Origin of the sequence: Streptomyces sp. NPDC016845, assembly GCF_044332585.1 — a bacterium.
Classification (GTDB): Bacteria; Actinomycetota; Actinomycetes; order Streptomycetales; family Streptomycetaceae; genus Streptomyces.
This window is the reverse complement of sequence record NZ_JBIRPI010000003.1, coordinates 139,796-157,286: the sequence shown is the minus strand read 5'-3', so window position 1 is coordinate 157,286 and position 17,491 is coordinate 139,796. Positions and strand designations below refer to the sequence as shown.

General features: G+C 70.8%; 14 protein-coding genes. 3 read left to right on the top strand and 11 right to left on the bottom strand.

What is annotated here, in order from left to right; all coding sequences use genetic code 11:
* Positions 1 to 83: 83 nt before the first annotated feature.
* The 11 genes from ACH4RC_RS11010 to ACH4RC_RS10960 all read right to left on the bottom strand — a co-directional run bounded on the left by ACH4RC_RS11010 (position 84) and on the right by ACH4RC_RS10960 (position 13,634).
* Positions 84 to 482 (bottom strand): cytidine deaminase, encoded by a 399-nt coding sequence (locus tag ACH4RC_RS11010; RefSeq protein ID WP_398198170.1) that lies wholly within the window; start codon positions 480 to 482, stop codon positions 84 to 86.
* A complete protein-coding gene (locus ACH4RC_RS11005; protein WP_398198167.1) occupies positions 479 to 1,744 on the bottom strand; it encodes an ABC transporter permease in 1,266 nt (421 codons plus the stop codon). The genes ACH4RC_RS11010 and ACH4RC_RS11005 overlap by 4 nt, the downstream gene beginning before the upstream one ends.
* Complete coding sequence (locus tag ACH4RC_RS11000) at positions 1,741 to 2,868, bottom strand: ABC transporter permease (RefSeq protein WP_398199159.1); 1,128 nt, start codon at positions 2,866 to 2,868, stop codon at positions 1,741 to 1,743. The genes ACH4RC_RS11005 and ACH4RC_RS11000 overlap by 4 nt, the downstream gene beginning before the upstream one ends.
* Positions 2,869 to 2,873: 5 nt before the next feature.
* Complete coding sequence (locus tag ACH4RC_RS10995) at positions 2,874 to 4,472, bottom strand: ABC transporter ATP-binding protein (protein WP_398199157.1); 1,599 nt, start codon at positions 4,470 to 4,472, stop codon at positions 2,874 to 2,876.
* 340 nt (positions 4,473 to 4,812) lie between these two features.
* Positions 4,813 to 5,865 (bottom strand): BMP family protein, encoded by a 1,053-nt coding sequence (locus ACH4RC_RS10990; protein ID WP_398198164.1) that lies wholly within the window; start codon positions 5,863 to 5,865, stop codon positions 4,813 to 4,815.
* 209 nt (positions 5,866 to 6,074) lie between these two features.
* A complete protein-coding gene (locus tag ACH4RC_RS10985) occupies positions 6,075 to 7,136 on the bottom strand; it encodes a BMP family protein (protein ID WP_398198162.1) in 1,062 nt (353 codons plus the stop codon).
* A gap of 208 nt (positions 7,137 to 7,344) precedes the next feature.
* Positions 7,345 to 8,607: an amidohydrolase gene (locus ACH4RC_RS10980; protein ID WP_398199154.1), complete on the bottom strand. Its 1,263-nt coding sequence runs from the start codon at positions 8,605 to 8,607 to the stop codon at positions 7,345 to 7,347.
* A gap of 262 nt (positions 8,608 to 8,869) precedes the next feature.
* Positions 8,870 to 9,892, bottom strand: a complete 1,023-nt coding sequence (locus ACH4RC_RS10975; RefSeq protein ID WP_398198159.1) for a hypothetical protein — start codon at positions 9,890 to 9,892, stop codon at positions 8,870 to 8,872.
* Between the two features lie 72 nt (positions 9,893 to 9,964).
* Positions 9,965 to 10,909 (bottom strand): N-acetylneuraminate synthase family protein, encoded by a 945-nt coding sequence (locus ACH4RC_RS10970; protein ID WP_398198157.1) that lies wholly within the window; start codon positions 10,907 to 10,909, stop codon positions 9,965 to 9,967.
* A 14-nt stretch (positions 10,910 to 10,923) separates the two neighbouring features.
* Positions 10,924 to 12,219, bottom strand: coding sequence for a cytidylyltransferase domain-containing protein (locus ACH4RC_RS10965; protein WP_398198154.1), 1,296 nt, complete (start codon positions 12,217 to 12,219; stop codon positions 10,924 to 10,926).
* A gap of 56 nt (positions 12,220 to 12,275) precedes the next feature.
* Complete coding sequence (locus tag ACH4RC_RS10960; RefSeq protein WP_398198151.1) at positions 12,276 to 13,634, bottom strand: DUF6716 putative glycosyltransferase; 1,359 nt, start codon at positions 13,632 to 13,634, stop codon at positions 12,276 to 12,278.
* 198 nt (positions 13,635 to 13,832) lie between these two features.
* Here ACH4RC_RS10960 and ACH4RC_RS10955 point away from each other — a divergent pair, with 198 nt between their 5' ends.
* The 3 genes from ACH4RC_RS10955 (at position 13,833) to ACH4RC_RS10945 (ending at position 17,489) form a co-directional block, all read left to right on the top strand.
* Positions 13,833 to 14,813 carry a glycosyltransferase family 2 protein gene (locus tag ACH4RC_RS10955; protein WP_398198148.1) on the top strand — a complete coding sequence of 327 codons (981 nt, stop codon included), beginning with the start codon at positions 13,833 to 13,835 and terminating at the stop codon, positions 14,811 to 14,813.
* Positions 14,813 to 16,165 (top strand): polysialyltransferase family glycosyltransferase, encoded by a 1,353-nt coding sequence (locus ACH4RC_RS10950; protein ID WP_398198146.1) that lies wholly within the window; start codon positions 14,813 to 14,815, stop codon positions 16,163 to 16,165. The genes ACH4RC_RS10955 and ACH4RC_RS10950 overlap by 1 nt, the downstream gene beginning before the upstream one ends.
* 103 nt (positions 16,166 to 16,268) lie before the next feature.
* Positions 16,269 to 17,489, top strand: coding sequence for an acyltransferase family protein (locus tag ACH4RC_RS10945; protein ID WP_398198144.1), 1,221 nt, complete (start codon positions 16,269 to 16,271; stop codon positions 17,487 to 17,489).
* Positions 17,490 to 17,491: the final 2 nt, after the last annotated feature.

The following is a 17,491-nucleotide window of genomic DNA, read 5'->3' as shown; positions in this document are numbered from 1 at the left end:
AAAACAGATACGAGCGCCGACTCTACGCGCATAGAACCCGACGGGTAAGACGGCCCCGCCAACTCGGCGGGGCCGTCTCGTGGTTACGCGTGTTCCAGGTGCTCCGGGCCGAACGCGTCCGGCAGCATCTCGCCCAGCGGACGCACCCCCGACGCGGTCTCCAGGAGCAGCTCCCGGCCCCCGAACTCGTAGAGGAGCTGGCGGCAGCGGCCGCACGGCATCAGGATCTCGCCCTTGCCGTCGACGCAGGTGAAGTGCGTCAGCCGGCCGCCGCCGGTCAGCTGGAGCTGGGAGACGAGGCCGCACTCGGCGCACAGGCCGAGCCCGTACGAGGCGTTCTCGACATTGCAGCCGGTGACCGTGCGGCCGTCGTCGACGAGGGCCGCCGCGCCGACCGGGAAGCCCGAGTACGGCGCGTAGGCGGCGGCCATGGCCGCGCGGGCGGCTTCCCGAAGCCCGGCCCAGTCGATCGCGGAGGTCACGTGCCCTGCCCCTTCCGGTACGGCTGGCCGTCCGCCTTCGGCATGCGCAGGCGCTGGGCCGAGAAGGAGAGGACGAGCAGCGTGACGACGTACGGCGTGGCGGTGACGAGCTGCGTCGGGACGTCGTCGGTGGTGGCGTACCAGGCTGCCATGCCCGCGGCGGCGACGGCGCAGACGACACCGGCGACGTACTTCTTCTTCACCAGCATCCAGATGGCGCCGATCACCAGGAGCAGGGCGACGAGCAGGAGGAGCGCGTGGACGTTCTCCGTGCCGCCGCGCAGCTTGAGGCTGTCGGTGTAGCCGAAGAGGCCCGCGCCGAGGGCGAGTCCGCCCGGCATCCAGTTGCCGAAGATCATGGCGGCGAGACCGATGTAGCCCTTACCGGCCGTCTGCCCTTCCAGGTAGAAGGGGTTGGCGACGATCGAGAGGAACGCGCCGCCGAGTCCGGCGAGGCCGCCGGAGATGATCACGGCGAGGTACTTGTACTTGAGCACGTTGACACCGAGCGACTCGGCCGCGACCGGGTTCTCGCCGCAGGAGCGCAGGCGCAGCCCGAACGAGGTGCGCCACAGCGCCCACCAGGTGAACGGGATCAGCGCGACCGCGATGATCGTCAGCGGCGACAGGTTGGTGACCAGGCCGCCGAGGAGCCCCGCGATGTCCGAGACGAAGAACCAGTGTTTCTCGTTCAGGGTCGTCAGCCAGTTGGAGAGGCCGGGGACCGTGATCGTGCCGAGCGAGTCGACCGGCGGGGACTGCTTGGTGGTGCCGCCCTCGACGCCCTCGAACGTGAAGTTGGAGAGGTAGCGGGTGACGCCGAGCGCGAGGATGTTGATCGCCACACCGGAGACGATGTGGTTCACGTTGAAGGTGACCGTGACGACCGCGTGCAGCAGGCCGCCGAGCGCGCCGCCGATGATGCCGACGAGCACGCCGACCCACGGGCCCCACTGATAACCGGCCCAGGCACCGAACCAGGTGCCCAGGATCAGCATGCCTTCGAGGCCGATGTTGACGACGCCCGCGCGCTCGGCCCACAGACCGCCGAGACCGGCGAGGCCGATCGGCACGGCGAGCTGGAGGGCCGTCGCCATCTGGCTGACGTTGGTGATGCCGTTCGCGTCAGTGACGATGCGGACGAGGGAGGTGAGTGCCAGGACGCCCGCGATGACGAGCATCAGGACCGGCAGGGAGAGTGTGCGGCGGCCGCCGGGTGCGGGCTGCGTCGCGGCCTTCTTGTCGACCATGACCGTGCTCATCGGGCAGCCACCTCCTTCGTGAGTGCGTTGGTGTTCTCACCGGCTGCGGCGGCGAGTTCGATGCCGACCCGGCGCTGCTGGCGGCGCTGGCCCCAGACCCGTACGGCCTCGTAGGAGACGACGACGGCGATGGTGATGATGCCCTGCATGATCACCGCGATCTCCTTGTCGTAGCCGCGCAGGTCGAGTTCCTGCGAGGCCTTCTCCAGCCAGGAGATGAGGAGCGCGGCGAAGGCGATGCCGACCGGCGAGTTGCGGCCGAGCAGGGCGATGGTGATGCCCTGGAAGCCGATCGTGGTCGGGAAGGTGAGCGAGTACGTGTGCGTGTCGCCGAGCAGGAGCGGCAGGCCCGCGAGGCCCGCCAGGGCGCCCGAGACGAGCATCGCGGTGAGGACCATGCGCTTGGCGTCGACGCCCGAGGCGGCGGCGGCCGACTCCGAGGCGCCGGTGGCGCGCAGGTCGAAGCCGAAGCGGGTGCGGTTGAGGACGAACCAGTACGCGACACCGAGCAGCGCGGCGATCACGACGAAGCCGTATATCTCGCCGACGCCCTCGCCCATGTCGATGCCCGGGAACCAGCCGGACTCGTGCATGACGCCGGTCGTCTTGTTGTTGCCGACCTGCACGCCGAAGACCTCGGGCAGGTACAGATAGCCGATCACGCTGGACGCGATCGAGTTCAGCATGATCGTCGCGACGACCTCGCTGACGCCGCGCGTCACCTTCAGGATGCCCGCGATACCGGCCCACATGGCGCCGGTCAGCATGGCGACGAGGATGAGGAGCGGGATCTGCGCGAAGCCCGGCAGGGCCACCTTCGCGCCGACGATCGCGGCGACGACGGCGGCGAGCCGGTACTGGCCGTCCACACCGATGTTGAAGAGGTTCATGCGGAAGCCGATGGCGACCGCGAGCGCGGCGAGGTAGTACATGCCGGCCTGGTTGATGATCAGGACCTGCACGTCCGAGAACGTCGCCTGCTCGAACATGATGCTGTACGGCTCGATCGGGGACTTGCCCGAGGCGAGCAGCACGATGGAGGTCAGCACCACGGCGGTGAGGAGCGCGATGACCGGCCCCGAGACGCCGAGGAGCAGCCGCTCCTTGTCGAACTTGTTCTTCATGGCCATCAGGACTCGTCCTCCGCCTGCCGCGCCGCGGGCTGCTCGGCGGCGTCTTCTTCTACGTGTTCGAGTTCTACGTGTTCGAGGTGGCCGGAGGCCGCGCCCGTCATCGCCGAACCCAGCTCCTCCGGGGTGATCGTGGCCGGGTCGGCGTCGGCGACGAGCCGCCCGCGGTAGATCACACGGAGGGTGTCGGAGAGGCCGATCAGCTCGTCCAGGTCGGCCGAGATCAGCAGCACGGCCAGGCCCTCGCGGCGCGCCTCGCGGATCTGGTCCCAGATCTGCGCCTGCGCGCCGACGTCCACGCCGCGCGTCGGGTGCGCGGCGATGAGGAAGCGGGGCTTGTGGCTCATCTCGCGGCCGACGATCAGCTTCTGCTGGTTGCCGCCGGACAGGGAGGCGGCGGTGACGTCGATGCCGGGGGTGCGGACGTCGTACTCCTCGACGATGCGGCGGGTGTCCGCCTGCGCCGCCTTGAGGTCGAGGAGGACGCCGCGCGCGTTCGGCTTCTCGGTGACGTGGCCGAGGATGCGGTTCTCCCACAGCGGGGAGTCCAGGAGCAGGCCGTGGCGGTGGCGGTCCTCGGGGATGTAGCCGACGCCCCGCTCGCGGCGCTTGCGGGTGGCCCAGGAGGTCATCTCCTCGGTCTCCAGCTCGATGGTGCCGGAGTCGGCGTGGGCGAGGCCGATGAGCGCGTCGATCAGCTCGGTCTGGCCGTTGCCCTCGACGCCGGCGAGGCCGAGCACCTCACCGGCGTGGATGGTGAAGGAGATGTCGTCGAGCAGCGGGCGGCCGCCCTCGGCGTCGAGCCGCAGGCCCTTGACGGTGAGCACCGGGCGCTCCGTCACCGTCGACTCCGCCGTCTCCGGCGTCGGCAGCTCGCTGCCCACCATCAGCTCGGCGAGCTGGCGGGGCGTCGTCTCCGCGGGGACGGCCGTGCCGACCGTCGTGCCGCGCCGGATGACGGTGATCTCGTCGGCCACGGAGAGGACTTCGCCGAGCTTGTGCGAGATGAAGATGACCGACAGGCCCTCGGCCTTGAGCTCGCGCAGGTTGTCGAAGAGCGCGTGGACCTCCTGTGGGACGAGCACGGCGGTCGGCTCGTCGAGGATCAGGGTGGTGGCGCCGCGGTAGAGGACCTTGAGGATCTCCACGCGCTGGCGGTCGGCGACGCCGAGGTCCTCGACGAGGACGTCCGGGCGCACGTTGAGGTGGTAGCGCTCGGAGATCTTGAGGATCTTGCGGCGGGCGCGGGCGCCGATCCCGTACAGCTTCTCGCTGCCGAGCGCCACGTTCTCCAGGACCGTGAGGTTGTCGGCGAGCATGAAGTGCTGGTGGACCATGCCGATGCCGCGCGCGATGGCGTCGGCGGGCGAGGAGTACGAGACGGCTTCGCCGTCGATCGCGATGGTGCCCTCGTCCGGCTTCTGCATGCCGTAGAGGATCTTCATCAGCGTCGACTTCCCCGCACCGTTCTCACCGACGAGGGCGTGCACGGTGCCCTTGTGGACGGTGAGGTGGATGTCGTGGTTGGCGACGACGCCGGGGAAGCGTTTGGTGATGCCGGTCAGTTCGACGGCCGGCGGGCTGCTGGACGCGTTGATGGCGCACTCTCCTGGGAGATGGGGGCCTTCTACACGCGTAGAGCCCCTACGGCAATACGAGGTGGACGCGAGTCGGTCGATTCGGGCGAATCGGCTCCGCCGCAAACAGGTGCGGTGCGTCCCGGGGTGGGGACAGGCCGCACCCCGCTGGGGGCGGGTGTGGTGCGTCCCGGGGTTCGGGACAGGCGAGCGGCCGTGTCCCGGGGCTGCCCGGCGCCGGGCTTACCGGTGCCGGGGCTGCCCATGGCCAGGGCCGGCCTCGCCCGCCGCAGACGGGGTGCGAACTCATCCCGGTCAGAGACTCGCCGCACCCCGTTTCCCGCTCATGTCCGCGTGGTGACTACTTGCTGTTGACCTTGATCTTGCCGCTGGTGATGCCCGTCTCGGCGGCCTTCAGCGCCTTCTGCATCGCATCGTTACCGGAGAACTTCGGGTTCGAGTCGGCGAGGCCGACCTCGCCCGACTTCAGGTCGCCGGTGATGACGCCGGTCTCGGGCTTGCCATCCTGGACCGACTTGGCCAGGTTGTACACGGCCGACGCCACATTCTTCGTGGCCGACGTGAGGATGTAGTCCTTGTACGGGGCCAGGGCCTTCTGCGCGTACTGGTCGGAGTCGACGCCGATCGCCCAGACCTTCTTCGCGGCGGCGGCCTGGATGACGCCCTGACCGGAGAGACCGGCGGCGTGGTAGACCACGTCCGCGCCCTTCTCGATCTGCGCCTCGGCGGCCGTCTTGCCCTTGTCCGGGCTGGAGAAGCCGCCCTCGTCGGCGGTCTCGGTCAGGTACTGCGAGACGACCTTGACCTTGCCGTTCGTGTCCTTGACGCCCTGCTTGAAGCCGGCCTCGAACTTGTGGATGAGGGGGACGTCCACGCCGCCCACGAAACCGACCGTGTTCGACTTGGTGGACTTCGCCGCCGCGACACCGGCCAGGTAGGAGGCCTCCTGCTCGCTGAAGACGAGGTCCGCGACGTTGTCCGCCTGGACCTGGGCGTCGTCCACGACACCGAAGGTGGTCTTCGGGTACTTCGCGGCGGCGGCCTTCACGGCCGGGGCGTACGCGAAGCCGATGCCGACGACCGGGTTGTAGCCCTCCTTGGCCAGGGAGACCAGGCGCGCGGTCTTGTCCGCGTCCGTCTCGCCGTCCGTCGGCTCCTGGTCCTCGCCCTTGTAGCCGAACTCCTTCTCGGCCTTCTTCATGCCCTCGTACGCGGCGTCGTTGAAGGACTGGTCGCCACGGCCGCCGACGTCGTACGCGATGGCGATGCCCTTGGACTTGCCGCCGTTCTCCTTGCTTGCGGCGTCGCTGGAGGTGCCGCCGCAGGCGGACAGGGAAGCGGCGAGAGCGACGGTCGCAGTGCCTGCGAGCGCTATTCGGGAAACGCGGCGCATGGGATGAGCTCCTTGGGTACAAGCACCGACGACGGTCCGGACGGCGCTGGCTTCGCCGCAGATTAACGCGCGTAGAACGCGCATTGAAGACCTCCCGGCAGACCGTTATGCGTCCGTACTGAAAGCGACCGGAATCGATCTTGTACGGACATACGGACGCGCCCCGCCTTCTGGGGGAAGGCGGGGCGCGTACGGGAACGGGGGGGCGGCTACGGCTTGGTCGCCACCGTCACCTTGCCGTCGATGATGTCCTGCTTGGCCTTCGCCACGGCGTCCGCGAGGCCCGCGATCTCCTTGTACTTCGGGTTGGTGTCGGTGATGCCGACGCCGCCCGCCTTCAGGTCGAACCGGGTCACGCCCGAGAGCGGCTTCTTGTCCTGGACGGATTTGGCCAGCTCGTAGACGGCGCGGCCGACATCCTTCGTGGCGGAGGTGAGGATGGAGTCCTTGTAGGCCGCCAGCGGCTTCTGGTCGTACTGGTCGGAGTCGACGCCGACCGCCCAGACCTTCTTCGCGGCGGCGGCCTGGATCACGCCCTGACCGGAGAGACCGGCCGCGTGGTAGACCACGTCGGCGCCCTTCTCGATCTGCGCCTCGGCGGCCGTCTTGCCCTTGTCCGGGCTGGAGAAGCCGCCTTCCTCGGCGGTCTCCGTCAGGTACTGGGTGACCACCTTGACCTTGCTGTTCGTGTCCTTCACGCCCTGGACGTAACCGGCCTCGAACTTATGGATGAGGGGGACGTCCACGCCGCCGACGAAGCCGACGGTGTTCGTCTTGGTCGCCTTCGCGGCGGCGACACCGGCCAGGTAGGAGCCCTGCTCCTCGGCGAAGACCAGGTCGGCGACGTTCTTCGCGTTGATCGTGGAGTCGTCGATGATGCCGAAGGTCGTCTTCGGGTACTTGGCGGCGGCGGCCTTGACGGCGGGCGCGTACGCGAAGCCGACGCCGACGACCGGGTTGTAGCCCTTCTTCGCGAGCGAGCTGAGGCGGGCGATCTTGTCCGCGTCGCTCTCGCCGTCGCTCGGCTCCTGGTCGTCGCTCTTGTAGCCGAACTCCTGGTCCGCCTTGACCATGCCCGAGTACGCGGCGTCGTTGAAGGACTGGTCGCCACGGCCGCCGACGTCGTAGGAGATCGCCATGCCCAGGTTCTTCTCCTTGGCCTCGTCGCCCGCCTTGTCGGCGCTGGTGCCGCCGCAGGCGGTGGCGGCGAGGGCGAGGCCGGAGACGGCCGCCGCCATGTACGTGAGCCGGGACGTGCGAGATCGACGCATGATGGACCGCTCCTTCGTCAACACGCCGTGTGGGGCGCTGAGTTCGGCGGAGCGTAACGCGCGTAGAAGGGGCGTGGAACCTGTTCGGCCCGGCTGTTATCGGATCGTGGCGGCGTACTGGGTGGGCGGGGCTTCGGGGTGCGGCCCCGCCGACGCCGGCGTCACGGGGCTCCGCCCCGGACCCCGCCGCTCCATCGCCGCAGGGGCTTCAATTGCCGGGGTTCGGCTTGTCCAGGAGGACCGTTGCCGTGAACAGTTCCACCCCCACCTCGATCGCCGACTCGTCCACGTCGAAATCGCCCTGGTGGAGGTCGCGGGAGGTGCGGTCCGACGGGGGCTTCACGCCCAGGCGGGCCATCGCGCCGGGGACGTGCTCCAGGTACCAGGAGAAGTCCTCGCCGCCCAGGCTCTGGGGGGTGTCCTCGACGGAGGAGAAGCCGCGCCGGGCGGCCATCGCGTCGCGCAGGAGGTCGGTCACCCCCGGCTCGTTGACGACGGGAGGGACACCGCGCACGTAGTTCACGACCGGCTTGGCGCGGTAGAGGTCGGCGATCTCCTGGACGGCGGCGTGGATCACGTCGGGCGCATCGCGCCATGCGTCGAGGTCGAGGCAGCGGACGGTGCCGGAGAGCTCGGCGTGCTGCGGGATCACATTGCAGATGTGGCCCGACTCGATGCGGCCCCAGGTGAGGGAGAGCCCGGAGCGGGCGTCGACGCGGCGGGCGACCAGGGCCGGGACCTCGGTGGCGACCTTGGCGACGGCGGTGACGAGGTCGGTGGTCAGGTGCGGGCGGGCGGTGTGCCCGCCGGGCCCGTCGAGGGTGACGTCGAGGCGGTCGCAGGCGGAGGTGATGGCCCCGTACCGCAGACCGATCCGGCCGGCGTCCACCTTCGGGTCGCAGTGCACGGCGACGATCTTGCGGACGCCTTCGAGCGCCCCTGACTCGATCGCGTCGGCGGCGCCGCCGGGCAGCACCTCCTCGGCGGGCTGGAAGATCAGCCGCACGGGGTGCGGGAGGAGCCCGAGCCGGTCCAAGTCGGCGAGGACGAGGCCCGCGCCGAGCACCACCGTGGTGTGCACGTCGTGGCCGCAGGCGTGCGCGCGGTCCGGGACGGTGGAGCGGTACGCGCAGGTGGCCTTGGTGTCCGGGATCGGCAGCGCGTCGATGTCGGCGCGCAGCGCGAACAAGCCGCGTCCGCCCTCCCACTCCCCCGTCTCGGTGCCGGTGCCGATGTCACAGATGAGGCCGGTCCCCGACCCCAGGACGCGCGGCGTGAGCCCTGCCTTCTCCAGCCGGGCCTTGATCGCGGCGGTGGTGCGGAACTCCTGGTTCCCCAGCTCCGGGTGCATGTGCAGGTCGCGCCGGAAGTCGACGAGCTCGGCGTACAGGGCTTCGGGCAGAGCGCCGGGGAGCGCACTGCCGGAGGCTGCTTCACCCGGCAGGTCGACCTCGGTCTCTCGGGGCGTCACGTAGTTCACCCTGTGAAGGGTAGGGCGATGCAGCCACCAACTAACCTGCGATCAACAAAAGTTAAGCCAGATTGGGGTAAGAAAACGGGCCGTGCTGCGCATGTCGATCGCGCTGGGTGGGTATTACGTCGCTTTCTGCTTGCGGCCCCGTGACCGCCCGGCACCGGCCCACCGTGGTGAGAGGCCGTCGCCGGTCAGGAGGGTGGGGTGCGGGCCGGCTTGGCCGAGGGCGGTCCGCGCGGCGCCTGGCGCTGGTGATGCCTCACACCATGCGCACGCCCCGCGCCGACCCCGCGATTCCCGCCAAAAAGCCCTGCGCGTGGTCGGACACGCCCTCGGAGAGCCACGCCGGGTCGATCTCGCAGACCGCGACCTTGACGCCCGTGCCCTCCAGGGCGATCGGCAGGGTGTGGACGACCGTCGAGGGGAAGCTCAGGATCGTGCGGCCGACAGGGCCCCGGCGGGCGATGAGTTCGAGGGGGAGGTCGGGGCGGACGACCTCCAGGCCGGTCTCGGTGGCGAGGCGGTGGAGTTTGTCGGCGGCCTCGCGGCGGTGAGCGAAGTAGCGGGTGGCGCCGTGGGCGGTGGCCAGGGTGCGGACCGCCTCCAGGTAGCGGTCCAGGTCCACCACTCCGGTTTCGACCAGGGACGTGCCCACCAGGTCCGCGCCCCGCGTCAGGCGCGGCGGGCCGAAACGGGCGCGCGTCCAGGCGTACGCGTTCGCCGTGATCGTCACCCCGTCGGGCGCCTCGTCGACCGGCATGGAGGTGAAGACGGACACCGTCCGGCGGCCGGATCGCGGAGTCAGCTTCCTGCGGGCCGAGGACGAGACCGGTGCGAAGACCAGGTCGCGGGGGCCGGGGCGGCCGCCGCGGCGGTGCCAGCGCACGAGGCGTTCGCCGCGCGCGATCTGCGAGATGAACTCCATGGTGGCCGTGCCGTCGTCGACGACGACCAGGTCACGGGCTCGGGTGATCATCAGCAGGAGCTGTACGTAGCGGGAGAACGGGTCGCCGATCACGACGCGCTCCGCCCTGCGCAGCGGCCCCGCGAGCCCGCCGACCGTCTGGAACGGGGCGCCCGCGCCGTCGCGCGCCTCCTCCCAGCGGACCGTGTGCCCTTCCGCACGCGCCAGTTCGGCCATGCGGCGCAGCTGGCCGCGGGTCATGGGGTCGGTGGGCGAGAGGACGACCACGGTCGCCTTCGCATCGGCGTGGTGGGCCCATTCCAGGACGTTGAGGAGCTGTACCGGGCTCTCGACGAAGCAGAGGGTACTGCTGGACATTGCGGCCCTCCCCGGGGACGCCGAGGCGGTCCGGCGTGCGCGCACACGCCGGACCGCGACAGGGGTGGTGGATCAGACGCCGACGGGCTCACCGGCGGCGACGGCGATCTCCGACTCGGCGACGACGCCCGCGACGCGGCGCAGCTTCTTCATCGGGCCGAGCTCGGACTCGTAGACCTTCTTGACGCCGTCACCGAGGGACGCCTCGATGGTGCGGATGTCGCGGACGAGGCGCTGCAGGCCCTGCGGCTCGACCGAGGCCGCCTGGTCCGAACCCCACATGGCGCGGTCGAGGGTGATGTGGCGCTCGACGAAGGTGGCGCCGAGGGCGACGGCCGCGAGGGTGGTCTGCAGGCCGGTCTCGTGGCCGGAGTAGCCGATCGGGACGTTCGGGTACTCGGCCTGGAGGGTGTTGATGACGCGGAGGTTGAGCTCCTCGGCCACGGACGGGTAGGTCGACGTGGCGTGGCACATGAGGATGTTGTCCGAGCCGAGGACCTCGACGGCGTGGCGGATCTGCTTCGGGGTCGACATGCCGGTGGAGAGGATGACCGTGCGGCCCGTCGCGCGCAGGGCGCGCAGCAGCTCGTCGTCGGTGAGGGAGGCGCTCGCCACCTTGTGGGCGGGGACGTCGAACTTCTCCAGGAAGGCGACGGCCTCGGTGTCCCACGGGGAGGCGAACCAGTCGATGCCGCGCTTCTTGCAGTGCTCGTCGATCTGGCGGTACTCGTCCTCGCCGAACTCGACGCGGTGGCGGTAGTCGATGTACGTCATCCGGCCCCAGGGGGTGTCCCGCTCGATGTCCCACTGGTCGCGCGGGGTGCAGATCTCGGGGGTGCGCTTCTGGAACTTCACCGCGTCGCAGCCGGCCTCGGCGGCCACGTCGATCAGCTTGAAGGCGTTGTCGAGGTCGCCGTTGTGGTTGATGCCGATCTCGCCGGTGATGTACACGGGCCGGCCGGGGCCTGCCGTACGCGAACCGAAGGTGCGGAGGCGGGAGTTGGGAGCAGCAGACATGTGAGGTGCGTTCCTTACTTGGTTTCGAGGGTGTCGAGAGAGGGGCCGAGGATCCAGCTGGCGATCTCTCGGATCGCGCCGTCGCCACCCGGGGCGGTGGTGACCGCGCGTGCGGCGCCGCGCACGACGTCGTGGGCGCTGGCGACCGCCACGGGCCAGCCGGCGACGGCGAAGCACGGGAGGTCGTTGACGTCGTTGCCGGCGTAGAGCACGCGCTCCGGCGCGATGCCCTGCTCCTCGCACCACTGCTTCAGTGCGAGGTCCTTGCGGTCGATGCCGTGCAGGACCGGGATCTTGAGTTTCCGGGCCCGTGCGGCGACGACCGGGTTCACTTCCGTGGACAGGATCAGCATCTTCAGGCCGCTCCTTCGGAGGGCCGCGATGCCGAGGCCGTCACCGCGGTGCACGGTGACGAACTCCCGTCCGTCGGAGTCGATCAGCACCCTGTCGTCGGTCTGGGTGCCGTCGAAGTCGAGGACGACCGCGTCGATGTCCTCCCGGGTGGGGAGGGTGCGCTGGTCGAAGAGGGGGGCCAGCGCGCGGGCGCGGGCCAGGTCGTGCGGGTCGTCGATCTCCAGGACCCGGGAGGGGTCGGTGCGCACGAGGTCGGTGCGGCCGAAGAAGCGGTGCTGGTGGCGGCGGAAGCCGGTGGCCTCCATCGCGTAGACGGCGCCGGTCTCCAGGAGGTCCTGGGGGCGGTCCTGGCGGCGCGGCCGGAAGGACTTGTCGTGGTTGACGCCGTAGCCGCCGCCGATCGCGGGCGCCTCGGTGACCAGGGTGTCGGTGCCGCCGAGCGTCGCGGACCGGTCCGCTTCGACGCCCTGCGGCTCGTCGGCGGCGTCCCGCCACACGAAACCGTGGAAGGGGGCGACGGTCAGGGCGCTGTCCGCGCCGTCCTCGATGATCGCGCGGACCACGCCGTCGACGTCCTCGCGGGCGATGAACGGGCTGGTGCACTGCACGAGCAGGACCACGTCCACGGCCGCGCCGTGCAGCGCCTCGTGGGCGTCCATGGCGTGCAGGACGGCCGCCTCCGAGGTGGCCTTGTCGCCCGCGATGGCGGCGGGCCGGGTGACGACCTCGGCGCCCGCCTCACGGGCGACGGCCGCGATCGCCGCGTCGTCGGTGGAGACCACGACGTCGGTGACCCGCCGGGTGGCCAGGCATGCGCGCACGGCGCGGGCCACCAGGGGCACGCCGCCGACCGGGGCGAGGTTCTTGGCCGGTACGCCCTTGGAGCCGCCGCGGGCGGGGATCACGGCGAGGACGCGGCGGACCGGGGTCGCCTGTCCCGCTTCCGGGTCGGTCATGTGGGGGTCTCCTTCACGGAGTTCGGGGTGGCTTGCGCGGGGCGTCCCGGCGGAGGTCACAGCTCACCCATCCGCCGGATGACGGGGGCGACGCGCTGCACGCCGTGCCGGTAGGCGCCGCGCGCGGCCCGGCGGACGATCTGCCGTACGGGGCCGGGGTCCCGGTCCGCGGCGGGGGCTCCCGGCAGCGGGCTGCCGTCGGGCGCCAGGTGGTGGCGGGCGAGGATGCGCGGCAGGTAGCCGGGGGCGGTGGTGCGGCTGTAGTACGGGGCGAGCGGCGGGCGGTCGCTCGCCAGGAGCGCGGCGACCTTGGCGCGGGCCCCGTCGAAGGCGCTCTCGTACGAGCCTCCCCCGGAGAGGGTGCCCCCAGCGGCGACGCCCTGCCGGGCCACCCACGCGGGGTCGGCCCGGGGCAGTTCGCCGGCGTCGAGCTGGTCCCAGGAGACCAGGCAGCCGGAGCCGGTGAAGTGGTGGTTGCCGAGCGCCTCGCGCACCCCAAGGTCGGTGAGCAGCGCGGTCGGGATGCGCCGGTGCAGCGATTCGAGGGCGGCCGTGGAGCTGACGGTGACGAGCAGGTCCGTACGGTCGAGGACCTCGCCCATGTTTCCGTACACGAGCCGGAAGTTGGGCGGCGGATCGAGGCGCTGGGCGAGCTTCTGGTACGGGACTTCCTCGATGTGCGTGGTGTGCTCGCCGGGCTTGGAGCGCAGCTTCAGCAGCACCTCACGCTCGGGGTACCGCCTGGCGTGCCGGACCAGGCGGTCCAGGAGGTACATCCGGTCGGCCGGGGTGTCCGGGACGGACGGCTGCGCCGCGAAGACCACGGTGTACGGGTCGTGCGCCTCCTTGTAGGAGTCGCCGCCCAGGAACGGCAGCGCGCACTCGGTGACCGAGCCCGCGTCCGCGCCGACCCCCTCGTAGACATCGCGGAAACGCTCCGCGTCGTAGGCCGAGTTGGCGAGGACCACGTCGGCGCCGTGTCGCAGCAGGAGCCCGTCGGCGAGCTTCTCGTAGACGACACCGACATAGCCGGTGACGACCACGGGACGGTCGGGGGCGCCGCGCCAGGCGTGGGCGAGTCCGTGCAGTACGGCCTGGACGCCGCCGCCCACGAGGGCGAGGACGACCACGTCGTACGCGCCGGACCCGTCGCCCCGCACGGAGCGCTCCATCTCCCGCAGGAACTCGACCGCGGTGACCTCGCGCAGCCGGTCGGCGCGGACGCCGACCTCGGTGAGCTGGCGCGGGGTGGGGGTGGCCCGGCCCCGCAGGAGGAAGCCGTCCAGGGTGACACGGGTGTCGTGGTTCGCGGTGAGCCGGGACGCGGTGAGCGCGCCCCATTTCCATCGGGTGTCGGAGTCTGCGAGTACGGCGATCCGCTGCGGAGCCGGTTGCTCGGGGGTACTTGCTGGCACGTCGACGAAGTTAGGAAGCCATTTCGATGCGCGGCCCAACCCGAGTGCAACAAACGGTTAACAGCATGCCGACGAATGGCGAATCGGCCCGGGAATCACAGTGGGCGAGGGCTGGTTCATGGTCTCGCCACACGTCGTTCACCCGGTCGCAAGTTCCCGGTCAAGACGAATGCCGGGCCGCCGCCTAACGTCACCGTCGTGGTCAAGCTCTCCGTCATCGTGCCGTTCTACAACGTGCAGCAATACGCGCCCGACACCCTGCGAAGTCTCCGTGCGAACGCGCGGGACGATTTCGAATTCATTCTCGTCGACGACTGCTCGACGGACGGCACCGCGGACATACTCGCGCGCGCCGAACGGGAACTGCCGGGTGCGCGGCTGCTCAGTCACGAGCGGAACCAGGGCCTTGCCTCCGCGCGCAACACGGGGATCGACGCCGCGCGCGGGGAGTTCCTGACGTTCCTGGACGGCGACGACTGGCTCGCCGCCGACTACTACCGTCAACTGCTCGCGGCGATCGAGGAGTTGGGGTGCGACTTCGTCCGGACCGACCATGTGCAGTGCACCGGGCGGGCCCGCGCCGTGCACCGCGTCCCGCACGGCAGGCGCGGTGTCGTGCTGAACCCCCGGGACGCGATCCTGCCGTCGGACCGGACGACCTCGGTCGACTACGCGTACGCCTGGGCCGGCGTCTACCACCGCCGCCTGGTCGACGACGGGCTGCTGCATTTCACCCCCGGCCTGCGGACCGCCGAGGACCGGCCCTGGATCTGGCGGCTGCACCGCGAGGCGGACTCGTTCGCGGTGACGGGACTTCTCGGTGTCTTCTACCGCCGAGGGGTCGCCTCGTCCCTCACCCAGATCGGTGACGTGCGCCAACTCGATTTCATCAAGGCGTTCGACCAGGTGATCGACGAGACATCCCGCGATTCCGACGCGGACCAATTGCTGCCCAAAGCGGTACGGACCTATTGCGCCGTCATGGCACACCATTTGGGCTCCATCGAAAGGTTCGAGCCGCACGTGGCACGACAATTGCGCGCCTTGTGCGCGAGCAGCCTGCGACGCCTTCCGCAGGCCGCGCTCATGGACACGCTCGACTCCATGGACCAGCAACGCGCGGCGCGCCTGCGCCGCCTGCGCCGACGGCCCGTGCCGAGCGGGGCGGTGAGCGCCTGATGCCGCGCACCACACAGATCTTCTGCGCGTCCACGCCGTACGGCGCCGCGACGCTCGCCGCGGCCATCGACGCGGGACGCTTCTCCCCCGCGGGCCGGCGTCTGCTGCTCATCAGCAACAACGCGGTCAATCCGGAGACGACCCCGTCGGTCGACGACGCGCCGGGGTTCGCCGCCGTGCGCACCCGGTTCGACGAGGTCCTCTCGTGGAACGAGACCGTCTCCCCGTTCCACCCGTCGGGCTGGCGCCCGCGCCTGAACGACGTGCCCCTGTGGGAGCGCCATCTGCGGGCGCTGTGGCGACTCGGTGACGACCGCGTCGAACTGGCCCTGGAGTCGGTCCAGGTCGCCCCGGCGCTCGCCCTGGCCCAGGTGTTCACCGACGCGCCCGTCGATGTCTACGCGGACGGCCTCATAAGCTACGGCCCCACGCGGGGCAAGCTGGACCCGCTGGTCGGGACGCGGGTGCGCCGCCTGCTCCACCTCGATCTCGTCCCGGGCCTGCGGCCGCTGCTGCTGACCGAGTTCGGGGTGCCCGCCGAACTCGTGCCGGACGAGGCGCTCGTCAAGGTCATGCGCGAGATGAGCGAAGCGGGCGCGGTGAGCGCGGGGTTGCCGGAGACCGGTGACAACCCCGTGGTGCTCCTCGGCCAGTACCTGTCCGCCCTCGACATCCTCACCGCGGAGCAGGAAGAGGATCTGCACCGGGAGATGGTGCGCGGAGCCGTCGCACTCGGGCACACCCGGCTCGTGTTCAAGCCGCATCCCGTCGCGCCCGCCCGCTGGTCGCGCCTGCTGGAGGAGGAGGCGGCGCGCCTCGGCGCCGAGCTGGTCGTCGCCTCGTCGCCGGTACCGGCCGAAGTCCTGTACGAGCGGCTGCGCCCGGCGCTCGTCGTCGGCTGCTTCTCGACGGCCCTGCTCACCGCGTCCGTTCTGTACGGGATTCCGGTGGCCCGGGTCGGCACGGACACGCTCCTCGACCGTCTCGCCCCGTACCAGAACAGCAACCGGGTTCCGGTGACGATCGTCGACGCGCTCCTTCCCTGCCTGGCCGACCGCGACCGTGTCGCCGCCCAGGAACCGGGCATGCCGGTCGAGGAGTTGGGCGACCTGCTGCGTGCCGTCGGCTTCGCGATGCAGGCCAGGATCTATCCGGAGCTGCGCCCGGCCGCCGAGCGCTACCTCTCGACCCGTCTGAACGACGACACGTGGCGCTACTTCAAGCGCCGGCGCCTCACCGCGCTGGCCCTGCCGGGCGCCGTCCCGTCCCAGCTCGCCTTCATCCCGCGCAACGCCACCGTGCGGCGCATCGCCCGTCGCGCCCGCGCCCTGCGGCCGGCGGCGCGGCGCTGAGCCCCGGCACGGGCCCGCACTCCACCCAGTCGCCCCCGTCCCGCCCCAGGGACGGGGGCGTTCTCCGTCACCCGCCCCGAAACGGAGCGCCTCCGCAGTGAACATGCCCGACGTGAGTACGTCCGACGTCAACGCGCCCGGCGTCGCAGCGCCCGACGTGAACGTGCCCGACCGGAAGCGCGCCCCCTTGCGGACCGTCCTCCGGCCGCCCAGGTCCGGCCCGGCCGGGCCGGACCCCTCCGTACCCGCCGCCCGCGGGGGACGGGACGGCCGGCTGCGGGCCCTGGACGGGCTGCGCATCCTCGCCGCGCTGATGGTCTGCCTCTACCACTTCGCCGGGAAGAACGGGACCGTCGCGGAGTCCTGGCACCAGTCGCCCGCAACGCTGTTCCCCGACATATCGGCGGTGGCGACCTACGGCTGTCTCGGCGTCCAGTTCTTCTTCGTCATCAGCGGCTTCGTGATCTGCATGAGCAGTTGGGGCCGCACCCTGGGCGACTTCTTCCGGTCCCGCGTCTCGCGGCTCTACCCGGCGTACTGGGCGGCGCTGCTGCTGGTCACCGGCGCCAGTTTCCTGCTGCCCGCGGTCGTGCACGCGGTCCGGGCGGACGAGTTCCTGGTCAATCTGACGATGTTGCAGCAGCCGATGGGGGTGCCCCGCGTCCTGGGGGTCTGCTGGACGCTGTGGGTGGAGGTGCGTTTCTACGCGCTGTTCGCACTGTTCGTCGTGTGGCGCGGCGTGACCTACCAGCGTGTGGTGATGTTCTGCGCGTTGTGGACGCTGGCCGGTGTCTTCGCCCGGGTCACGAACCACCCGCTCACCGACGAACTGGTGATGCGCGACCATGCGCCCTTCTTCATCGGCGGCCTGGCGCTGTACCTGATCCACCGCTTCGGCAGTGATCCCCTGCTGTGGGGCATCGTGGGGGTCAGCTTCCTCCTGGGGCAGCGCTATTCGGTGACCGCCCTGTGGCACCCCGGCGCGCAGGGCGACTTCGTCCGGAACCCGTACGTCATCCAGCTGATCGTCGCGCTGTCGTTCCTGTCCGTGGCGGCCGTGGCCCTGGGCTGGCTGCGCTGGGCGAGCTGGCGCTGGCTGACCGTGGCGGGCACGCTCACGTACCCCTTCTACCTGATCCACGAGCACCTGGGCTGGTTCGTGATCCGGGTGCTGCACCGCGGTGCGGAGCTGCCCCCGCGGCTGACGCTGGTGCTCGCGCCCGTCCTGCTGCTCGGCCTCGCCTGGCTGATCCACCGCTGTGTGGAGCGGCCCGTCGGACCCCGGATCAAGCGGGCCATGAAACCGCGGGCGGTCACCCGCTGAGC

Coding starts and splice junctions, on each gene's coding strand:
- ACH4RC_RS11005 (WP_398198167.1), bottom strand. CDS start 1,744: ATGAGCACGGTCATGGTCGACAAGAAGGCCGCGACGCAGCCCGCACCC.
- ACH4RC_RS11000 (WP_398199159.1), bottom strand. CDS start 2,868: ATGAAGAACAAGTTCGACAAGGAGCGGCTGCTCCTCGGCGTCTCGGGG.
- ACH4RC_RS10990 (WP_398198164.1), bottom strand. CDS start 5,865: ATGCGCCGCGTTTCCCGAATAGCGCTCGCAGGCACTGCGACCGTCGCT.
- ACH4RC_RS10985 (WP_398198162.1), bottom strand. CDS start 7,136: ATGCGTCGATCTCGCACGTCCCGGCTCACGTACATGGCGGCGGCCGTC.
- ACH4RC_RS10975 (WP_398198159.1), bottom strand. CDS start 9,892: ATGTCCAGCAGTACCCTCTGCTTCGTCGAGAGCCCGGTACAGCTCCTC.
- ACH4RC_RS10970 (WP_398198157.1), bottom strand. CDS start 10,909: ATGTCTGCTGCTCCCAACTCCCGCCTCCGCACCTTCGGTTCGCGTACG.
- ACH4RC_RS10965 (WP_398198154.1), bottom strand. CDS start 12,219: ATGACCGACCCGGAAGCGGGACAGGCGACCCCGGTCCGCCGCGTCCTC.
- ACH4RC_RS10950 (WP_398198146.1), top strand. CDS start 14,813: ATGCCGCGCACCACACAGATCTTCTGCGCGTCCACGCCGTACGGCGCC.
- ACH4RC_RS10945 (WP_398198144.1), top strand. CDS start 16,269: ATGCCCGACGTGAGTACGTCCGACGTCAACGCGCCCGGCGTCGCAGCG.